Source organism: Paenibacillus yanchengensis (assembly GCF_042684845.1).
Lineage (GTDB): Bacteria > Bacillota > Bacilli > Paenibacillales > Paenibacillaceae > Pristimantibacillus > Pristimantibacillus yanchengensis.
The window spans coordinates 1-17153 of the sequence record NZ_JBHUMH010000008.1; the positions used below are offsets into that span (position 1 = coordinate 1).

9 protein-coding genes, 16 tRNA genes, 1 rRNA gene and 1 riboswitch are annotated in these 17153 nt (G+C 42.0%); of the genes, 24 read left to right on the forward strand and 2 right to left on the reverse strand.

The window, feature by feature from the left end:
• The 22 genes from ACFSTH_RS01940 to ACFSTH_RS02045 all read left to right on the forward strand — a co-directional run.
• Positions 1-126: ribosomal RNA gene (locus ACFSTH_RS01940) — 23S ribosomal RNA — on the forward strand; the annotation flags it as partial.
• 106 nt (positions 127-232) lie between these two features.
• Positions 233-308: transfer RNA gene (locus ACFSTH_RS01945), tRNA-Asn, on the forward strand.
• Positions 309-313: 5 nt separating this feature from the next.
• Positions 314-405, forward strand: a tRNA-Ser gene (locus tag ACFSTH_RS01950).
• A 27-nt stretch (positions 406-432) separates the two neighbouring features.
• Positions 433-507, forward strand: a tRNA-Glu gene (locus ACFSTH_RS01955).
• A 17-nt stretch (positions 508-524) separates the two neighbouring features.
• Positions 525-600 (forward strand) — tRNA-Val (locus ACFSTH_RS01960).
• A 75-nt stretch (positions 601-675) separates the two neighbouring features.
• Positions 676-752, forward strand: a tRNA-Met gene (locus tag ACFSTH_RS01965).
• A 34-nt stretch (positions 753-786) separates the two neighbouring features.
• Positions 787-863, forward strand: a tRNA-Asp gene (locus ACFSTH_RS01970).
• Between the two features lie 31 nt (positions 864-894).
• Positions 895-970 (forward strand) — tRNA-Phe (locus ACFSTH_RS01975).
• 44 nt (positions 971-1014) lie between these two features.
• Positions 1015-1090: transfer RNA gene (locus ACFSTH_RS01980), tRNA-Thr, on the forward strand.
• A 5-nt stretch (positions 1091-1095) separates the two neighbouring features.
• Positions 1096-1179 (forward strand) — tRNA-Tyr (locus ACFSTH_RS01985).
• Positions 1180-1187: 8 nt separating this feature from the next.
• A tRNA-Trp gene (locus ACFSTH_RS01990) sits at positions 1188-1261 on the forward strand.
• A 48-nt stretch (positions 1262-1309) separates the two neighbouring features.
• A tRNA-His gene (locus ACFSTH_RS01995) sits at positions 1310-1385 on the forward strand.
• Positions 1386-1466: 81 nt separating this feature from the next.
• A tRNA-Gln gene (locus ACFSTH_RS02000) sits at positions 1467-1541 on the forward strand.
• A gap of 3 nt (positions 1542-1544) precedes the next feature.
• A tRNA-Gly gene (locus ACFSTH_RS02005) sits at positions 1545-1619 on the forward strand.
• Positions 1620-1624: 5 nt separating this feature from the next.
• Positions 1625-1699 (forward strand) — tRNA-Cys (locus ACFSTH_RS02010).
• Positions 1700-1717: 18 nt separating this feature from the next.
• A tRNA-Arg gene (locus tag ACFSTH_RS02015) sits at positions 1718-1794 on the forward strand.
• A gap of 47 nt (positions 1795-1841) precedes the next feature.
• Positions 1842-1923 (forward strand) — tRNA-Leu (locus ACFSTH_RS02020).
• A gap of 375 nt (positions 1924-2298) precedes the next feature.
• Positions 2299-3450, forward strand: a complete 1152-nt coding sequence (locus tag ACFSTH_RS02025; RefSeq protein WP_377775416.1) for a type III polyketide synthase — start codon at positions 2299-2301, stop codon at positions 3448-3450.
• On the forward strand, positions 3443-4147 hold the full coding sequence (locus ACFSTH_RS02030; RefSeq protein WP_377775418.1) for an SAM-dependent methyltransferase: 705 nt from the start codon (positions 3443-3445) through the stop codon (positions 4145-4147). The genes ACFSTH_RS02025 and ACFSTH_RS02030 overlap by 8 nt, the downstream gene beginning before the upstream one ends.
• A 32-nt stretch (positions 4148-4179) precedes the next feature.
• On the forward strand, positions 4180-5343 hold the full coding sequence (locus ACFSTH_RS02035; protein ID WP_377775420.1) for an NAD(P)/FAD-dependent oxidoreductase: 1164 nt from the start codon (positions 4180-4182) through the stop codon (positions 5341-5343).
• A 1149-nt stretch (positions 5344-6492) separates the two neighbouring features.
• Positions 6493-6655, forward strand: a riboswitch (FMN riboswitch).
• A gap of 125 nt (positions 6656-6780) precedes the next feature.
• A complete protein-coding gene (locus ACFSTH_RS02040) occupies positions 6781-7737 on the forward strand; it encodes a DMT family transporter (protein ID WP_377775422.1) in 957 nt (318 codons plus the stop codon).
• Between the two features lie 358 nt (positions 7738-8095).
• Positions 8096-11731 (forward strand): glycosyl hydrolase family 18 protein, encoded by a 3636-nt coding sequence (locus tag ACFSTH_RS02045; RefSeq protein WP_377775424.1) that lies wholly within the window; start codon positions 8096-8098, stop codon positions 11729-11731.
• Positions 11732-11938: 207 nt separating this feature from the next.
• Here the strand turns inward: ACFSTH_RS02045 and gloA are convergent, their stop codons facing one another.
• Both gloA and gloB read right to left on the reverse strand, forming a co-directional pair.
• Complete coding sequence (gene gloA, locus ACFSTH_RS02050) at positions 11939-12319, reverse strand: lactoylglutathione lyase (RefSeq protein WP_377775426.1); 381 nt, start codon at positions 12317-12319, stop codon at positions 11939-11941.
• Positions 12320-12423: 104 nt separating this feature from the next.
• Positions 12424-13125: a hydroxyacylglutathione hydrolase gene (gene gloB, locus ACFSTH_RS02055; RefSeq protein ID WP_377775428.1), complete on the reverse strand. Its 702-nt coding sequence runs from the start codon at positions 13123-13125 to the stop codon at positions 12424-12426.
• A gap of 367 nt (positions 13126-13492) precedes the next feature.
• Between gloB and ACFSTH_RS02060 the strand changes: the two genes are divergently transcribed.
• Both ACFSTH_RS02060 and ACFSTH_RS02065 read left to right on the forward strand, forming a co-directional pair.
• Entirely contained in the window at positions 13493-15250 is a 1758-nt protein-coding gene (locus tag ACFSTH_RS02060) for an ABC transporter transmembrane domain-containing protein (RefSeq protein WP_377775430.1), read from the forward strand.
• A complete protein-coding gene (locus tag ACFSTH_RS02065; protein WP_377775432.1) occupies positions 15243-17030 on the forward strand; it encodes an ABC transporter ATP-binding protein in 1788 nt (595 codons plus the stop codon). Before ACFSTH_RS02060 ends, ACFSTH_RS02065 begins: the two co-directional genes overlap by 8 nt.
• Positions 17031-17153: the final 123 nt, after the last annotated feature.

The window sequence follows — 17153 nt, forward strand, 5'->3', positions numbered from 1 at the left end:
GCCCCCCTTAAGATGAATTTTCCCAATTAGTAAGACCCCTTGAAGACGACGAGGTTGATAGGTTCGGGGTGGAAGCACAGTAATGTGCGGAGCTGACGAATACTAATCGGTCGAGGGCTTATCCTAACGAATGAAGCAAGCGATGTGTAACAAGCGACGATGTTCCTATCCAGTTTTGAAGGTGTAAACTTTCATCAGTAAGACAAGCATGACGCGCAATATTAGTTATTGTTCCCTGATAGCTCAGTTGGTAGAGCACTCGACTGTTAATCGAGTTGTCACAGGTTCGAGTCCTGTTCGGGGAGCCATATTTAGAGGGGTGTCCGAGTTGGTCGAAGGAGCACGATTGGAAATCGTGTAGGCTCTAACCGGGTCTCGAGGGTTCGAATCCCTTCCCCTCTGCCACTATTTTTCAAGCTTGTTACTATATAAGGCCCGTTGGTCAAGGGGTTAAGACACCTCCCTTTCACGGAGGTAACAGGGGTTCGAATCCCCTACGGGTCACCATTTATCATTATATCTACGGAGGCTTAGCTCAGCTGGGAGAGCATCTGCCTTACAAGCAGAGGGTCAGCGGTTCGATCCCGTTAGCCTCCACCATAATATTTACTTTAACAATTTAGTGTAAAAGTAAATGGAATAGAATAGTTTTAAGTTTAGTATCAGTTATAATGTCGCGGGGTGGAGCAGCTCGGTAGCTCGTCGGGCTCATAACCCGAAGGCCACAGGTTCAAATCCTGTCCCCGCAACCAATAAAATCAGTATTAACTTGAGTAATACATATGTGGAGCTGTGGTGTAGAGGCCTAACATGCCTGCCTGTCACGCAGGAGACCGCGGGTTCGAATCCCGTCAGCTCCGCCATTATTTATTTTAAAAAACTCAGTATAACTGAGGCTCGATAGCTCAGTCGGTAGAGCAGAGGACTGAAAATCCTCGTGTCGGCGGTTCGATTCCGTCTCGAGCCACCACTTCAAGATAGACAGCTTGAAGGAATAATAAGTATGGATGATATGCCGTTGTAGCTCAACTGGTAGAGCAACTGACTTGTAATCAGTAGGTTGGGGGTTCAAGTCCTCTCGACGGCACCAGATGTGGAGGATTAGCGAAGTGGCCAAACGCGGGAGACTGTAAATCTCTTCCTAACGGTTCGGTGGTTCGAATCCATCATCCTCCACCACTATCTTTAGGGGCATAGTTTAAAGGTAGAACAAAGGTCTCCAAAACCTTTGGTGTGGGTTCAATTCCTGCTGCCCCTGCCAGTATAGTAAGTGGTATGGTAACAAATAAGTATTGAAATGTATTTTATGGCGATCGTGGCGAAGGGGTTAACGCACCGGTTTGTGGATCCGGCATTCGGGGGTTCAAGTCCCCTCGGTCGCCCCATGTAAACAAATAAGCATCAACACATAGAGCAATTGTAGCAATAGTAATACAATAAGGACAATCATCCTGCATATAATATAGTGGGGATTAGCCAAGCGGTAAGGCAACGGACTTTGACTCCGTCATTCTCAGGTTCGATCCCTGAATCCCCAGCCATTTGCGGAAGTGGCTCAGCGGTAGAGCATCGCCTTGCCAAGGCGAGGGTCGCGGGTTCGATCCCCGTCTTCCGCTCCATATACGGCGCCATAGCCAAGTGGTAAGGCAAAGCTCTGCAAAAGCTTTATTCCCCAGTTCAAATCTGGGTGGCGCCTCCATTTTAGATTACTTTATATGCGCCCTTAGCTCAGCTGGATAGAGCGTTTGACTACGAATCAAAAGGTCGGGAGTTCGAATCTCTTAGGGCGTGCCATTTTACTATTGCAAATGTGTAAGAAAAGTTGTATCATCTGATATTATGCCGGTGTGGCGGAATGGCAGACGCGTTCGACTCAAAATCGAATGGGAAACCGTGGAGGTTCGAGTCCTCTCACCGGTACCAAACTTACCTATAATTAGTTCATTAGAGATATTCTCTAGTGGGCTTTTTTTGTATTTATAGAACTCTACATTATGAAAGAAATGTTATTAACCTACTTCGTATAAATTCAAGGGAGTGACACCATCATATAAACTATTCTGATGATGGTTGCTTCAGATCATCCATTTCATAGCCTGCATATAATATGTTACATCGTAATAAATAAGTTTGCCGAACTTGATTTCTCCAACATAACCAAAGACACCCTGGCGGTGTATTTCTTTTTTTTCACATTACTCTTAAAAATCCAACATATTATAGGGGTTGTCCGAATATGTTGGTTTAAATCGGACTTGTTTGTCCGAAAATGGATAATGTGAGAGGTGGCTGTACGATATGAATGTTACAAATCCAAAGATTGCGATACTGGGGATTGGCACAGCAGTACCGGAATATCGGCTCGACCAGCTGGATACGGCACATCGTTTAAGTGAGGCGCTAGGCAATAAGACGGACTCCGCTCGATGGGCGAAGAGACTGTTCAAACAATGCGGTGTGGAGAATCGCTATACCTGTGAGCCTAATTTGTTGGAGGCAGCTCAAGACTGTCGTTATTTTTCGCAAAAATCACTTCAAGCTGTTCCAACGACAGCTGAGCGAATGGATATTTACAAGCGTGAATCGGTACCGCTGGCGCTGCGAGCAGCACGAAATGCTTTACAAGATGGACAAGCTCACATCTCAGAAATTAGTCATCTGATTACAGTGAGCTGCACTGGTCAATTTCTGCCTGGCATGGATACCCAATTGGTACAACAGCTTGGGCTTGCCCCTGATGTCAAACGAATTCCACTTAATTTTCTAGGTTGTGCGGCAGGACTGCGGGCGGTGTGCCTCGCTAAAGAATTAGCAGTCCATCAGCATGGCGCTAAAGTGTTGATCGTCAGTGTGGAGCTGTGTACACTTCATATTCAACCCTCCAACAAACGCGAGGATTTATTCGGTGCTTCCTTCTTTGGTGATGGTGCTTCGGCTTGTATTGTCGGTCATGTATCAGAGGAAGTCAGTGGCAACCATTTTTTATTAGGCGATGATCATTCGATTGTGCTGCAAGGCGGTGCCGCAGATATGGTGTGGGAGGTAGGCAATTTCGGTTTTGATCTATTTCTATCAACAACTATTCCCAAGTTGATCGGCCAATTTGTCCCAGAACAAATTTCCACTCTTTGCGGCAATGAGCCAATTGATCTATGGGCTATTCACCCTGGAGGCAAAGGAATCATCGAGAAGCTTGCAGATGTATACGAATTATCTGACGAGCAGACAAGACCGAGTCGCACCATTCTGCGTGATTACGGAAATATGTCGTCAGCAACAATATTGTTCGTTTTGGAGGAGATGAAGCGCCAACTGGAGGAGGGAAAGAAAGAGATGACAAGCGGCATAGCGCTCGCGTTTGGTCCTGGCCTTACCTGCGAAATGATCCAAATCCAATATGTTCCGCAAGTTCAACAAGAAGTGCGACAAATGGATGAAGCTTATGTTTAAAAAGCTACGGCATCGAGCGCTTGAGGATGAGCTGATGGATGATTTTTCAATGGGGGGAGACGAGCTTCGAGAAGCTTTGCAGCAGCTCAGATTAATTAACAGTATATTTCAGGCAGCAGGACCAATGAAGTATGGTGTACAGCAATTGTGGCAGGAAGCTGGTAAGCCTGTTCGTTTATCCATTCTCGATATTGGGGCAGGGTCAGGCGATATAAATCGGCATCTTCTGCGCTGGGCGACTGCCAACGGAATAGATATAAAGCTAACATTAGTAGATATAACAGAGGAAGCTTGTGAGGAGGCAAGGCAGCTCTTTCGCAATGAACCGCGCGTTGAGGTTCTGCAATGCAACTTGTATGATCTTCTCCCAGACAGCTTTGACATTGTAACTAGCACGCAGTTCGTTCATCATTTCAGCGCGGAAGAACTGCCTAACGTTGTTGGAAGCATGTTGCGTACAGCAAAAACAGGTGTCGTCATTAATGATATTCATCGGCACTGGATTGCTTGGTCAGCCGTATGGCTGACAGCACATCTTATCTCCACTAATCGTTATATTCGCAATGACGCTCCTCTGTCTGTAGCCAAAGGATTTCGTGCTGAAGACTGGAGGAAGTTAAAAGACGTACTTGGAACTCCCGAGATGGCGTACTGCTGGAGACCGTTGTTCCGGTATGTGGTTACTATTAAGAAATAATACAAAATTTCGAATTATCGGAGTGATTAGTGATGTATGCGTATGATGCGGCCATTATCGGAGCAGGAATTGCTGGCAGCGCTTTAGCCAAGTCTTTAGCTGATAGCGGCTGGAATACCATTCTGTTTGAAAGTAAGAAATTTCCCCGTCACAAAGTATGCGGCGAATTTCTGTCACCAGAAGCCAAAAACATGCTTGATTCACTCGGAGTAAATGAGCATATCCAATCACTTCGACCCAGCTTGATCGAACGCTCTCGTCTCATCTTCAGCCATGGAGATGTGTTGGAAGCGCCTTTAGCAAGCCATGCATTAGGACTAAGCCGTTATGCGCTAGATGATGCACTTCTAACTTCGGCCCAGCTTGCAGGTGCACATGTGCAGACAGGATCGGTAGTAACTGCTGTCACCCCATGTAATGGGGGCTTTATCGTTGAAACGAAGCAAGGGAAGGAAACGGTTCCTTATAAAGTACGAACGGTTATTGCCGCCTGGGGCAGCAATGGACGGATGCCAGGCACTGCGTCATATTGTACCGATTCTAACTCAAGGAAAGTGAAAAATCCGTATGTTGGCGTCAAATCGCATGTTGTTGGAATTACAATGGATGCGGCGGTAGAGCTTTATTTTTTTGAAGGTGGCTATTTAGGCATATCTCCGGTGGAGGATGGTAAGTTCAATGTCTCAGCACTGTTGCGGCAGAAAGCATTTCAAGATAAGCCCAAATCGATTCAAGGGTGGCTAGATGCGGCTTGCAGCAGAAACCCTCAGCTACTGGACAAGCTTTCAAATGCTGTGCCAATTACAGGTACACAAGTAGCTGTCGCTCCAGTGCATATAAGCCGCAAGCCGCTTGTCTGGGACTTATATCCCCAAGTTGGAGATGCTGGGCTTATGATTCCACCGTTATGCGGCGATGGAATGTCCATGGCGCTACGCTCGGCGTTAGTGTGCGCTGCGCTTGCAGATCGTTATTTAAGCGGTCAAATTACACTTGATCATTGGCGGCATCACTATGAGCAATTCATTAATCAGCAGTTGAAAGGTCCCAGGCAGTGGGGGAGGTTGCTACAATGGATGATTGATACGCCTGCCCTGCCGCGTATGCTAGTACCGTGCGTCCGTTTTACGCCTGGATTAATGCAGAGGCTGGTTAAAGCCACGCGCTTAAAGGATATGCCAATCGATTTTCGATGAGCTTCACGTCCTTTGGGATTTTCGACGGGCGGTTACATAAGTATTATCTCATGAGCTGCCCTGTAAATTCGAGATTATAAACAAACAAGTGGCGGAGGTACAGTACTAGGTTATTCTAGCTTAGAGGACGGAACAAAAATTTCAGATGAACAGATTAAAGAATGGTAGCTCGAAACTATTCGTGTTGATGTGCACTCAAAGAACGTTCTATACAAAACGTTTCCGTCGTTTCTCGCATCAGTTGATTGTCAAATTCTTAGCCTCGATCGAATACTTTTGATATTGGATGGAGAGTTAGTATCGTAAATTGCTGGAGGGGATGGCAGTTACCCTGTCTCCGATTGCTTCGGTGATAAACAAGAAGTCAAAATTCAGAGAAGAGTATAAGGCTTGACATATTATAAATAACACGATATAATAATAAATTGTTGTTAAGCATATCTCTATACGTTATAGTGTGAGTTACTCATACTGAAATGAAGATTAATATTGAATTATATCATTCGAATATTTGATCAAGCGGCTGTAGAAAATATATCGAATGGTGAATGTGAGTATCCGTAGAACCGGATTATACACTAAAATAATGAATATTGTAGAATTTCAAATTGAATATGAATATACATGTAATATTATGGTGTGATATTATTACGATATAGGCGTAGTTTAATTAATTGATGTTAATAGATTTTACTGTATGGAAGATTTCAGTCAGTAAATCTAATTGGAGATGGAGCTTAACAAATCAAGGCGAGAGAGGATTGCTGGATCTTTTTTGGGTAACTGGTTAGTTCTTACCTGAGAGATGAATGAGCAATTTACCGTGTACAGATTTGTAAGTGGAGCCATTAGAGAGTGGTAACTGTTTCGAGAGGTAGGGCGAAACCGATGGACAATTTGCCTTTAATAATAAGAGGGGATGTCCAATACGTCCCCGCATAAAAAAGTTGGATGGGAAATGTAATGTTTCCTCTCCAACTTTTTTTATACGGCGATTTTTTGGTTCAGTGAGAAGACACGAGTGCCTGTTAAGGGACTTTAGTTGATTGAACAATAGCATGAAGTTTATGAAACTATCGTTGTTCTAATAGATTTATGCTATACTATATAAAGTTATTTTTCATTTACAAATAATAAAAAAAATTGAATATGGATCTTCGGGGTAAGGTGAAATTCCTAACCGGCGGTGAGTGTTACTCTGTTATGTGAGTGGTGCTAAGCCCGCGACTCGTAGCTTTACTAGTGTGAAAGCTGCGACTGATCTGGTGAAATTCCAGAGCCGACGGTAAAGTCCGGATGGGAGAAGATCAAAAGCAAGTCTATTTTGAAAAAAAATTTTTCATGATGGCTTGTTTGATTAGCCCCCGTTTTGTCGAGATATGTCGATGACGGGGGTTTTCCAATGTTGACCCGTATTCAGGCAAGGGGTTTGATAGTGTGGAAAGTGTAGGTAAAGGTATGAAAGTAAGTCCTTTGGAGAAAAAGAAAGAGGGACGGATGAAATCTGGTTTTTGGCTAATCGTGATCGGAGCGGCTTTATGGGGAGCCGATCCGCTATTCAGAATTATCCTGCTCAAAGAAAATATGACTGCGACGCAAATTACGCTGATCGAGCATATTATTCTATTTATCATTATGATGCCGGTCTTATGGAAGCATCGAAGTGAGCTGCAAGGTTTAAAGTTGCGACATATCGGTGCGTTGCTTTTCTTATCATGGGGCGGCTCTGCCATTGCAACGATTATGTTTACGCGTGGATTATCCAGTGGTGATTTGAATACGGTTATTTTATTGCAGAAGTTACAACCACTGTTTGCTATTTTGATGGCCAAATTACTACTTAAAGAAAGATTGCCCAAGCATTTTTCCTGGCTACTTATTATTGCGCTGGCAGGAACATATTTACTCACTTTCGGATTTGCTTTTCCGTTTGGAAATATCAGTAATTTCACTCAAGTTGGTAGCTTGTTTGCGCTGATAGCGGCGGCGTTATGGGGTGGATCTACTGTCATGGGGCGACTGATGGTTGGACAAATGCAGCCTGTAACGGTAACCTCTTTGCGCTTTATTTTGGCATTACCGCTGTTGATCGGCATTACGATTAATCAAGGAGATCCATGGCTAGTGGCGACTGATGCGGGTACACTTACTGCAGTTTCTATCAACTTGCTTGCTCAAGCGCTACTTCCGGGGCTATTAAGTATATTCATCTATTACAAAGGTTTGACAACAACGAAAGCATCCGTAGCTACATTAGCGGAACTCAGTTTTCCGATGGTGAGCGTGTTGATTAACTGGATTGTTTTTAATCAAGTTATTTCGATTGCGCAAGCATTCGGATTTGTCCTCATTTGGGTCGTATTATTTATCATTTCAAGAAATAGCTCTACGTAGATAGTGAAGATGAACATGATTAGAGCAGACAGGTAACTTGTAAACCTGCCGTCCGATCACCGATATCGCCAATAATCGTGAGTGACAAAGGAAATGGGAGATTCGATATTAAGAGCAACGCCACACATGCAGGTATCTTTGCAGCAACAAAAATTTTATTTTTAGGTATGATCAAAATGTAATAGAAGTTACAATTCGAGCTAGGATTTATGTTATATAATAAGAACTAAAAGTTAATTAGTAAAGTAGTTAACTGACTCCGTTATCAGAGTGTCCAAGGCCTCAAGTATAGTCCGCTAAGAAACTAGCCTAATCTACTGATAGACAAGCTATTGCAAACAAAATATGAGGTATAGAGGTGAATGAATTGTATAACCAGATGAAACAAAAGATCGCTAATAAGTTAGCTCTCATTCTCAGTATTGCTATTGTATTGAGCTCATTTAGCCTTCCATTAGCTCCAACAGTATTGGCAGTTGACTTGTTGCCAGCTCCCCAGAATGTAAAGGTTACTGGTGTTACACATAAATCAGTGACGTTAGAATGGGATCCGGTGGACGGTGTCGATGAAAATTCAGGGTATCAGGTTTGGTATGCAAACGGAGGTTGGGCTGCTTGGACTGGAAATACTTCAGCAACAATAACCAATCTGAATCCGAACACGACCTATTCTTTCTATGTTACGGCTATTGCTGCATCAAACGATAGGAGTGCTCTTGTAACAGCAAAAACAGAGGAGTCAGATCCTAATATGTACTCTGAGCCTCCATTGTCTCCTCCGCATAACCTTGTGATTACTGACATTACTGAATCAGAAATTAAACTAAGTTGGACGGGAAGTCCCGGGGCAAAAGGTTATGATATTTATGTGAATAATAGATGGAGTGCTGGGATTTGGAATGGTTCAAATACTTATACTTACTCGGTTCCAAAAACGGTTACTGGTTCCGTCTATTTTGAGGTTGCAGCACAGATCACGCCGTCGGATGTATCGACTAGAAGTAATAGAGTCACGATTGAATGGGGGAAATTATCCAAACCGAAAGATCTAAAGATCGTGAGTTCAACAAGATCATCCGTGGCACTAGGGTGGGCTCCTACACCAGGAGCAACCGAATATGAAATTTATCAAGGCGATACGGTAATCGCTTCAACGTATTCTAATCGGTACGTTGCGACAGAACTTACAGAAGGCGAGTCCTATGATTTCAAGATAGTCGCTAAGAACAAGTTATGGGAATCCCCCGCAAGTGATCTTGTCACAGCTGTACCAGGAAGTAATTATAATATCGTTACTTATTATAACTCGTGGTCTAGAAATCCGAGTGAGAGAAACTATTCGGTAGCGGATGTTGCCAAAGATATTGGAACAGATAAGCTTACACATATCAATTATGCTTTCGCAGATCTGTGCTGGAAGGAGTCGGGATCTAGAGGTAGAGCGTGTGAGAATCCAGATACTCCATTGCAAGACAGATACGTATTTGATGGGGAAATGGTACTCGGTGACCCAACAGAAGATGAAATTAATATTCGTGATCTTCAAGCGCTTAAAACAGCTAATCCAAATCTGAATCTAATGATTTCTGTTGGGGGAAGGAGTTGGTCGAAGAACTTTTCTAATATGGCGAATACGGAAGTAAATAGACGTTTGTTTGCTAACTCAGCGGTTGAATTTCTGCGTGAGTATGGATTCGATGGTCTTGATATTGACTGGGAGTATCCTGTAGTGGGTGGCGATATCGATAATTCGAGAAGACCTGAAGACAAACAGAATTACACATTGTTAATGAAGACTGTACGTGAGGCCCTTGATGCAGCAGGTTCAATAGATGGAAAGTATTATCTGCTAACGATCGCTTCTTATCAAGGTGAATCTTTTGTAGCAAATGCAGACTTGGCTAATTCTTCGGAGTACATCGATTTCATTAATATTATGACTTATGATTATAGCGGTAGCTGGAATACATATGGTTATCATAACACACCGTTATTTTATGATCCGGCTAGTCCTTCGGCTAGTGCGAAGCATAACAACGTCAATAGTTCAGTTGCAGGACATTTGAATGGTGGTGTTCCTAATCATAAATTAGTATTGGGAGTACCCTTCTACGGTAACGGTTGGATAGGTTGTGAGGCGAGGGGAGAATATGTTCCATGTGCAGAGTTTGCTCCATTCGGTACTTGGGAGAATGGGAAATTTGATAGTTATGATTTAGAGAATAATTATCTTACAAACACGGATTATGTTCGCTATTGGAATGAATCAGCCAAAGTACCTTATTTGTATAACGAGGCAGATGGTACTTTTATTTCCTATGACGATACCGAGTCCATGATGTATAAAGCATCCCTAGTGAAGACGCTTGATCTTGCAGGTGTGATGAGCTGGGATATTACTGGAGATCGTAACGGAACATTATCCACACAGCTTGCGAATGATCTTCCTATTCATGGCATTATGAATACGAATGCACTTGCTGCTCCACAGCATGTCGTTTCTATGAGCAAAACAGACACTACGATAAATGTTGGATGGGATACAGTTGCAGGGGCTACTGGTTATGATGTGTTCGCCAATAAGGTATGGCAAGGCTATACCGAAGAAACAACATTTAATGTAACCAAGCTTACCCCTAACAGCGAGAACGTGATTGAAATTATTAGTATTGACAAAGATGGCTCCCGTATTGAGAGAGTATCTGCAATGAGTAAGGCGCTAAAAGTAATGACTAATCTGGCTGGAGATACAGGTACAGAACCAGAACCAGAACCAAGTACGGACTCTGGAACAGAATATATTCCCCTAGTACCAGTGGATAAGATTAAGTTGCAAATAACGAAATCAGGCAACAAAACGATTGCTAAGTTGGATGAAAGGCAGGCGATTGGAGCAATTAGACAATCGACTACCAACCATATACAGCTTATTGTGGAAGAGACAGATACTAATGTAGAGATAGACATATCAGCCCTAATCATCAAGGCCATTGCTGAGAAAGGAACTTCAGCTACCTTGTCTATTGTACTTCATAATATAGAATACATCGTACCAATTGGAGCACTTACTCTACATCTGGGATCGGATGTTTTAGATTTTAGATTCACGATTCAGACACCTGCTCAATCTGTAGGAGATCAAATGAAGGCTAAAGGGATCAAAACGTTGGTTGAACCTACACAATTTAAAATTGAGGTCAAAGGCTCAGATCCTATTTGGAAAGAGCTAACAGAATTCAACGGAATCTATATTAGCCGGATCTTCAAGTTAGGCAAAGCAGATTTTAATCAAAGTAAGGCAACGGGGGTAGTGTTTGATCCAGCGACAGGCGAATATCATCATGTGCCAACGGTATTTACGAATCATCCAGATGGTACTGCAGATGTAACGCTGAAAAGGGCAGGTAATAGCATTTATACGGTTATTGCGTCCGCTGTTACCTTTGATGATGTGACGGCTGCTTGGGCACAATCTGATGTGGAGACCGCAGCTAGCAAACTTATCGTATCTGGCACTGATGGCAAGCTGTTCGGAGCAGAGGACAAAATTACTCGTGGAGAATTTGTAACGATTGTTGTCAAAGCTCTAGGTGTAATGCCTTCACTCTCTAACTCAACTTTCCATGATGTGAATAGCGAAACGAAATTTGCACCAGATATTATTGCTGCGACAGAAATTGGGATAATTAAGGGGAAAACAGCAACTACATTTGATCCGAATGCATTTATTACTAGACAAGACATGGCGGTCGTTATTGCTAATGCAATGCAATATGCAGGCGATTTGAAACGAGCGAGTAATGTAGTGATGAATCCGTACGCTGATCGGGGGAGTGTGGCGGCTTATGCACAGTCTGCTGTAGCTCTGATGATTGATACTGGAATTATAACAGGGATTTCTGAGACCAAGCTTGATCCGAAGTCGAATACAAGCAAAGCTCAAGCCACAGTTGTTGTTATGAGAATGTTGCGTGCATTATCGTTCTCGAACTAACTCCATGGTGAAAAAATGGGTCGTGGTAGTCATACCATGATCGCAGCACGATTCAAAGTCAGTCGAAGAAATACGATTTATAAAGGATTGCACGAACTAGAGAGCGGTATTGATACGACATAAAAAAGCAAACCCTCGTTTCTCTATTTTGTAATTAGAGGGTCGAGGGTTAAGTCTTTTTACAATCATTTTTGTATGTAGAATGTTTTATTTCTTACGCTTTACTTCGATTCTATAGCCGTCAGGGTCGGTAACAAAGAAGTAAGAAGGTGTTCCACCTGCAAGTCCTCTCAATTCACCTGTTTCATAAGCAGAAGCTTTACAAATTTTATGCATTTCTTCTAAATCATTTACTGTTACACCTAAATGACTGAAACCATTACCTATAACATATGGCTCTGCATCATAATTATAAGTAAGTTCTATTTGCACGGAAGTACCTGGCGAATTTAGATAGATTAAATCAAATTTATCCTCAGGGAATTCTCTGCGACTGGCTACCTCAAAATCAAAAAGATTTGTATAAAAATCTAAAGTAGCATCGATGTCTCTAACACGTAAACAAATTTCAACGAGTACTTGATTCATATTGTTATCCTCCATAATTTTTATTGATTTTTTCTTACCTTAGCTTAATCTTATCATAGATACGATAGAAGTACACTTGATGCGATTGAATAAAGTTAATTGTTCTAGAAGTCATTACGGGCGTTACGCAATGCGATAAAGTCCTCCAATGTTTCCACTTGCAGAAAGAGGTTAATTTCCTTCTCCCTGCCGATCGTTGTTGGGAGTGTTGGCTGTCCTTTAGCACATAATTCCCGGACTTCTTCCAATGATTTGGAGATTATTTCGTTATCCGGATGTATATCGGAAGCAAAACGTAAATTAACTTCGGTATACTCGTGACCGGGATAAACATGTACATCATCATCCAAGCGCTTAAATTTCTGCAAAGTTTCATATTGAGCTTCGTAATCGTTGGTAAACACCCGGCCGCATCCTGCTGAAAACAAGGCATCCCCGCAAAAGAGATGAGCTCCCATTAAATAACTGATATGACCATGCGTATGACCTCCCGATTCGTAGACTTGGAAAGTTTGACCTAACAAGTGAAAGGTGTCCCCTTCCTCTACAACACTATCCACCAAGCCTTTCGTTTCTTTCGGTCCATAAACAAGACTTTCCGGATGACTCGCTACAATCTCCCGTACCCCGCCGGTATGATCTTCATGCATATGAGTTAAAACAATGGCCGCCAAACGAAGTTGCTTTTTTTCAAGGTAATCAAGGACAACACTCGCTTCTCCTGGATCAACGACAACTGCCTCAGTTCCTTTTTGCATACACCAGATGTAATTATCAGAAAAGGCTTTGATTGGATGAATAATCACCTTATGATTCCTCTCCTTTCGCCGATAAATTTTAGTTTACCCTACTATCATAACACAGAGATTATTACTATCCATGGAACTAGGAATTTGGCTTTAATTGAAAAATAGTCGAGCTAGTGGAGCGTCGCTCCAGAACGATGGATAGAATTGATATTTCTTTCTAATTGAAAATTATCTCTTTATATTGTAACCTTATATACACTAATAGGTTTTGATTTTTGAAGTGAATGGGAGGCCGTTAAAACCGTTTACAGCAATTAGCAGTAAAATAGGACAAGCACTCACAAATGAGTGCTTTTTATTTGGTGCAGAGAAGATGAGAGGGTTCATATTTTTATATATTTATATTTTTATAGGTGGTGGTTGGATGAAGGTTTTTATGGATTTGAAATGGTTCTTTAAACAGGAGAAAAGACCATATATGGTAGGAATCCTATTATTAATTTTGGTAGCGATGCTAGAATTGGTTCCGCCAAAAATCATTGGGATTGTTGTAGATAGTATCAAAGAAGGGACTTTAACAGGAAGCTTGCTTCTGAAATGGATGATGATTTTAACGGTCGCAGGCATTTTGATGTATGTCGCTCGCTATTTTTGGCGGGTCATGATTTTCGGTTCCGCTTATAAGCTTGCTAGACAACTGCGGGATATGCTGTATGCTCATTTTACGAAAATGTCGCAAACCTTCTATCAAAAGAAAAGAGTAGGGGACTTAATGGCACATGCGACGAATGACATACAGGCGATTCAGCAGACCGCAGGAGCTGGCGTATTAACCTTGGTCGATTCATTAACCATTGGGGTTGCGGTCGTTGTGGTAATGGCGGCGACAATAAGTTGGGAATTAACGCTGATTTGCTTAATTCCTATGCCATTCATGGCGATTATGACAAACTGGTATGGGCGTTTGCTTCATCAACGGTTTTCCAAGGCGCAAGAAGCCTTTTCAGCTTTGAACGACAAAACGCAGGAGAGCATTACTGGAATTAAAGTCATTAAAACATTTGGTCAAGAAAAGGAAGATGTCGAAGATTTTTATGACAAATCAGCCGATGTCGTGAAAAAGAACTTGGCTGTTGCGCGGGTGGATGCCTTATATGACCCAACCATCGCTATCATTGTAGGGGTCTCCTTTTTCTTATCGATTGCTTTTGGTGCAAAGTTTGTCATAGACGGAAGGATTACCATTGGAGAGCTCGTCTCGTTTAATGCCTATTTAGGCTTGCTCGTCTGGCCAATGCTAGCATTTGGCTGGCTGTTTAATATTTTGGAAAGAGGAAGAGCTTCTTATGACCGGATAAGAGCAATCTTAGATGAACCAGTGGATGTAAAAGATAGACCAGATGCGCTAGATCAAGTTCCAACTGGAGATCTTGCCTTTCAGATTGACGGTTTTACTTACCCAGGAGAACAGCAGCCTGTCTTAAAACAAATTCACTTTAAGTTAAGAAGGGGAGAAACCCTTGGCATAGTCGGCAAAACAGGAGCTGGAAAAACGACCTTACTCAAACTGCTCATTCGGGAGAGTGAAGGTTTTAGCGGAGACATTTTAATTGGAGAAAGACCGATAGACCAGTATAAACTGGAAAGACTTCGTGAAGCCATTGGTTATGTGCCACAGGAGCACTTTCTATTCTCTGCGACGGTTGCAGAAAATATTTCATTCGCCATGCCAGATGCTGCAATCGAGGACGTTCATCATGCCGCGAAACTAGCGAAGGTAGATCAGGATATACTTCAATTTACGGATGGATATGAGACGATTGTCGGCGAGAGAGGTGTCTCCCTTTCCGGTGGACAAAAGCAGAGGATATCCATTGCCAGATCACTGTTAATGCAACCGGAAGTTTTAATTCTCGATGATTCTTTATCTGCTGTTGATGCGAAAACGGAAGAAGGAATACTAGCATCACTCAGAGAGACTCGAGCTGGAAAAACAACGATTATTACAGCACACCGTTTAAGTGCGATCCAGCATGCGGATATGATTCTCGTTCTTGATGAAGGAGAGATTGCCCAAATGGGTACACACGATGAGCTAATGGAACGGGATGGCTGGTATAAGGAAATGTATCTCCATCAGCAGTTAGAAGCAATTGTAGAGAAAGGGGGATCTCATGGGTAAACCAACTGAATTTACGAAACAGGAGCAGCGTACCATCCTTGTTCGACTGCTTTCCTATACGATCCCTCATTATAAAAACATTATCTTTGCCTTTATTTTACTGACACTAGCTACATTAGGGGAAATTGTCGGACCGTTAATGATTGGGCACTTTATTGATAACTATTTAGCACCGAGAAATCTTCCTTTTCAGCCATTGCTTATATTAGGAGGAGGCTATCTTGCTATTCAAGTAGCAAAGGCGTTTATTACGTATTTTCAACAATACAAATTTCAGGAAATTGCTTTAAAAATTATTCAAAAAATCCGAGTAGATGTCTTTACAAAAGTACAAGGGCTCGGGTTAAAATATTTTGATAAGACGCCAGCTGGAAGTACTGTTTCTAGAGTTACGAATGATACAGAGGCAATTAAGGAACTTTTTGTAACGGTTCTCGCCAGTTTTATTCAAAGTGGCATGTTAGTTATCGGTATTTTTATCGCGATGTTTTTTTTAAATGTTAAATTGGCAGTATTTTGTTTAATTATTATTCCGCTTGTCTTTTTGATCATAAGGGTGTATCGGAAATACAGTTCGCGTTATTATACGGAAATGCGTGAACAATTAGGTCTGTTGAATGCAAAGATTAATGAATCACTGCAGGGAATGGCTATGATCCAAATGTTTAGACAGCAACAAAGACTAGAAAGAGAGTTTTCTGCAATCAACGAAAAGCATTTTCTTGCCGGACGCAGAAATATTAAACTAGATAGCTTGCTTTTAAGACCTGCAATCGAGCTCTTGTATATTGGCGCTTTATTTATGGCACTCAGCTATTTTGGGATTACCTCATTGCATAGTCCTGTCGAAATCGGTGTGGTCTATGCTTTTACAACTTATTTGAATCGTATTTTTAGGCCAGTGAATGAAGTGATGAATCAGCTATCGTCATACCAACAAGCCATTATTGCTGCTGGCAGGGTATTTGGGCTGCTTGATGAATCAGAAATGGCACCGGAACAAAAGAATGAGAATGAAGCAGAAATCAAGGATGGGGAAATTCAGTTTCGTAACGTCAGCTTCTCCTATGATGGGAAAAAGGATGTGCTCAAAGATATATCCTTTACGGCAAAACCGGGTGAGACAGTTGCGTTAGTCGGTCATACGGGAAGCGGGAAAAGTTCCATCATTAATTTGCTGATGAGGTTTTATGAATTTGAGCGAGGGAAAATCTGTATTGATGGTATGTCCATTAAGGACTACTCACGTGAGGAGTTGCGGGAAAAAATGGGACTCGTTCTGCAAGACCCTTTCCTATTTTATGGGACGGTAAAGGAAAACATTCGTTTGCATAACGATGCCATAACAGATGAACAAGTAAAAGAGGCAGCGGAGTTTGTTCGTTCCCATCACTTTATTGAAAAGCTAAAAGATGGTTACGATCATCGAGTCGTTGAGCGTGGCTCTACTTTCTCTAGCGGACAGCGGCAGCTTATTGCATTCGCGAGAACCATTGCGACGGATCCAAAGATTCTTGTGCTTGATGAGGCGACAGCTAATATTGATACGGAAACAGAAGAAGAAATTCAAGCTGCTTTAGCAAAAATGCGTAAGGGGAGAACGACGATTGCGATCGCGCATCGATTATCAACGATTCAAGATGCTGACTTAATTCTCGTCCTCCACCAAGGAAGCATTGTCGAAAGAGGATCACACCAGGAACTATTGACGCAAAAAGGACTCTATTATCAAATGTTCCAGTTGCAAAATGGTCTCGTTGTTTCTGAACAGTTGTCATAAATTATTCACGTGAATAGAATTACTTGCTATATTTTTATGTGTTTTTTTGAAATGGTAAAACTAAACCTTATAGAGAATCATTATGATGACCAAATAACAATTATTTGGTCATTTACTATATAA

What these genes read in the sequence shown, in the direction of transcription:
- ACFSTH_RS02065 (WP_377775432.1), top strand. Translation starts at nt 15,243, where the DNA reads ATGGGTAAACCAACTGAATTTACGAAACAGGAGCAGCGTACCATCCTT.
- ACFSTH_RS02030 (WP_377775418.1), top strand. Translation starts at nt 3,443, where the DNA reads ATGTTTAAAAAGCTACGGCATCGAGCGCTTGAGGATGAGCTGATGGAT.
- ACFSTH_RS02025 (WP_377775416.1), top strand. Translation starts at nt 2,299, where the DNA reads ATGAATGTTACAAATCCAAAGATTGCGATACTGGGGATTGGCACAGCA.
- ACFSTH_RS02035 (WP_377775420.1), top strand. Translation starts at nt 4,180, where the DNA reads ATGTATGCGTATGATGCGGCCATTATCGGAGCAGGAATTGCTGGCAGC.
- gloA (WP_377775426.1), bottom strand. Translation starts at nt 12,319, where the DNA reads ATGAATCAAGTACTCGTTGAAATTTGTTTACGTGTTAGAGACATCGAT.
- ACFSTH_RS02060 (WP_377775430.1), top strand. Translation starts at nt 13,493, where the DNA reads ATGAAGGTTTTTATGGATTTGAAATGGTTCTTTAAACAGGAGAAAAGA.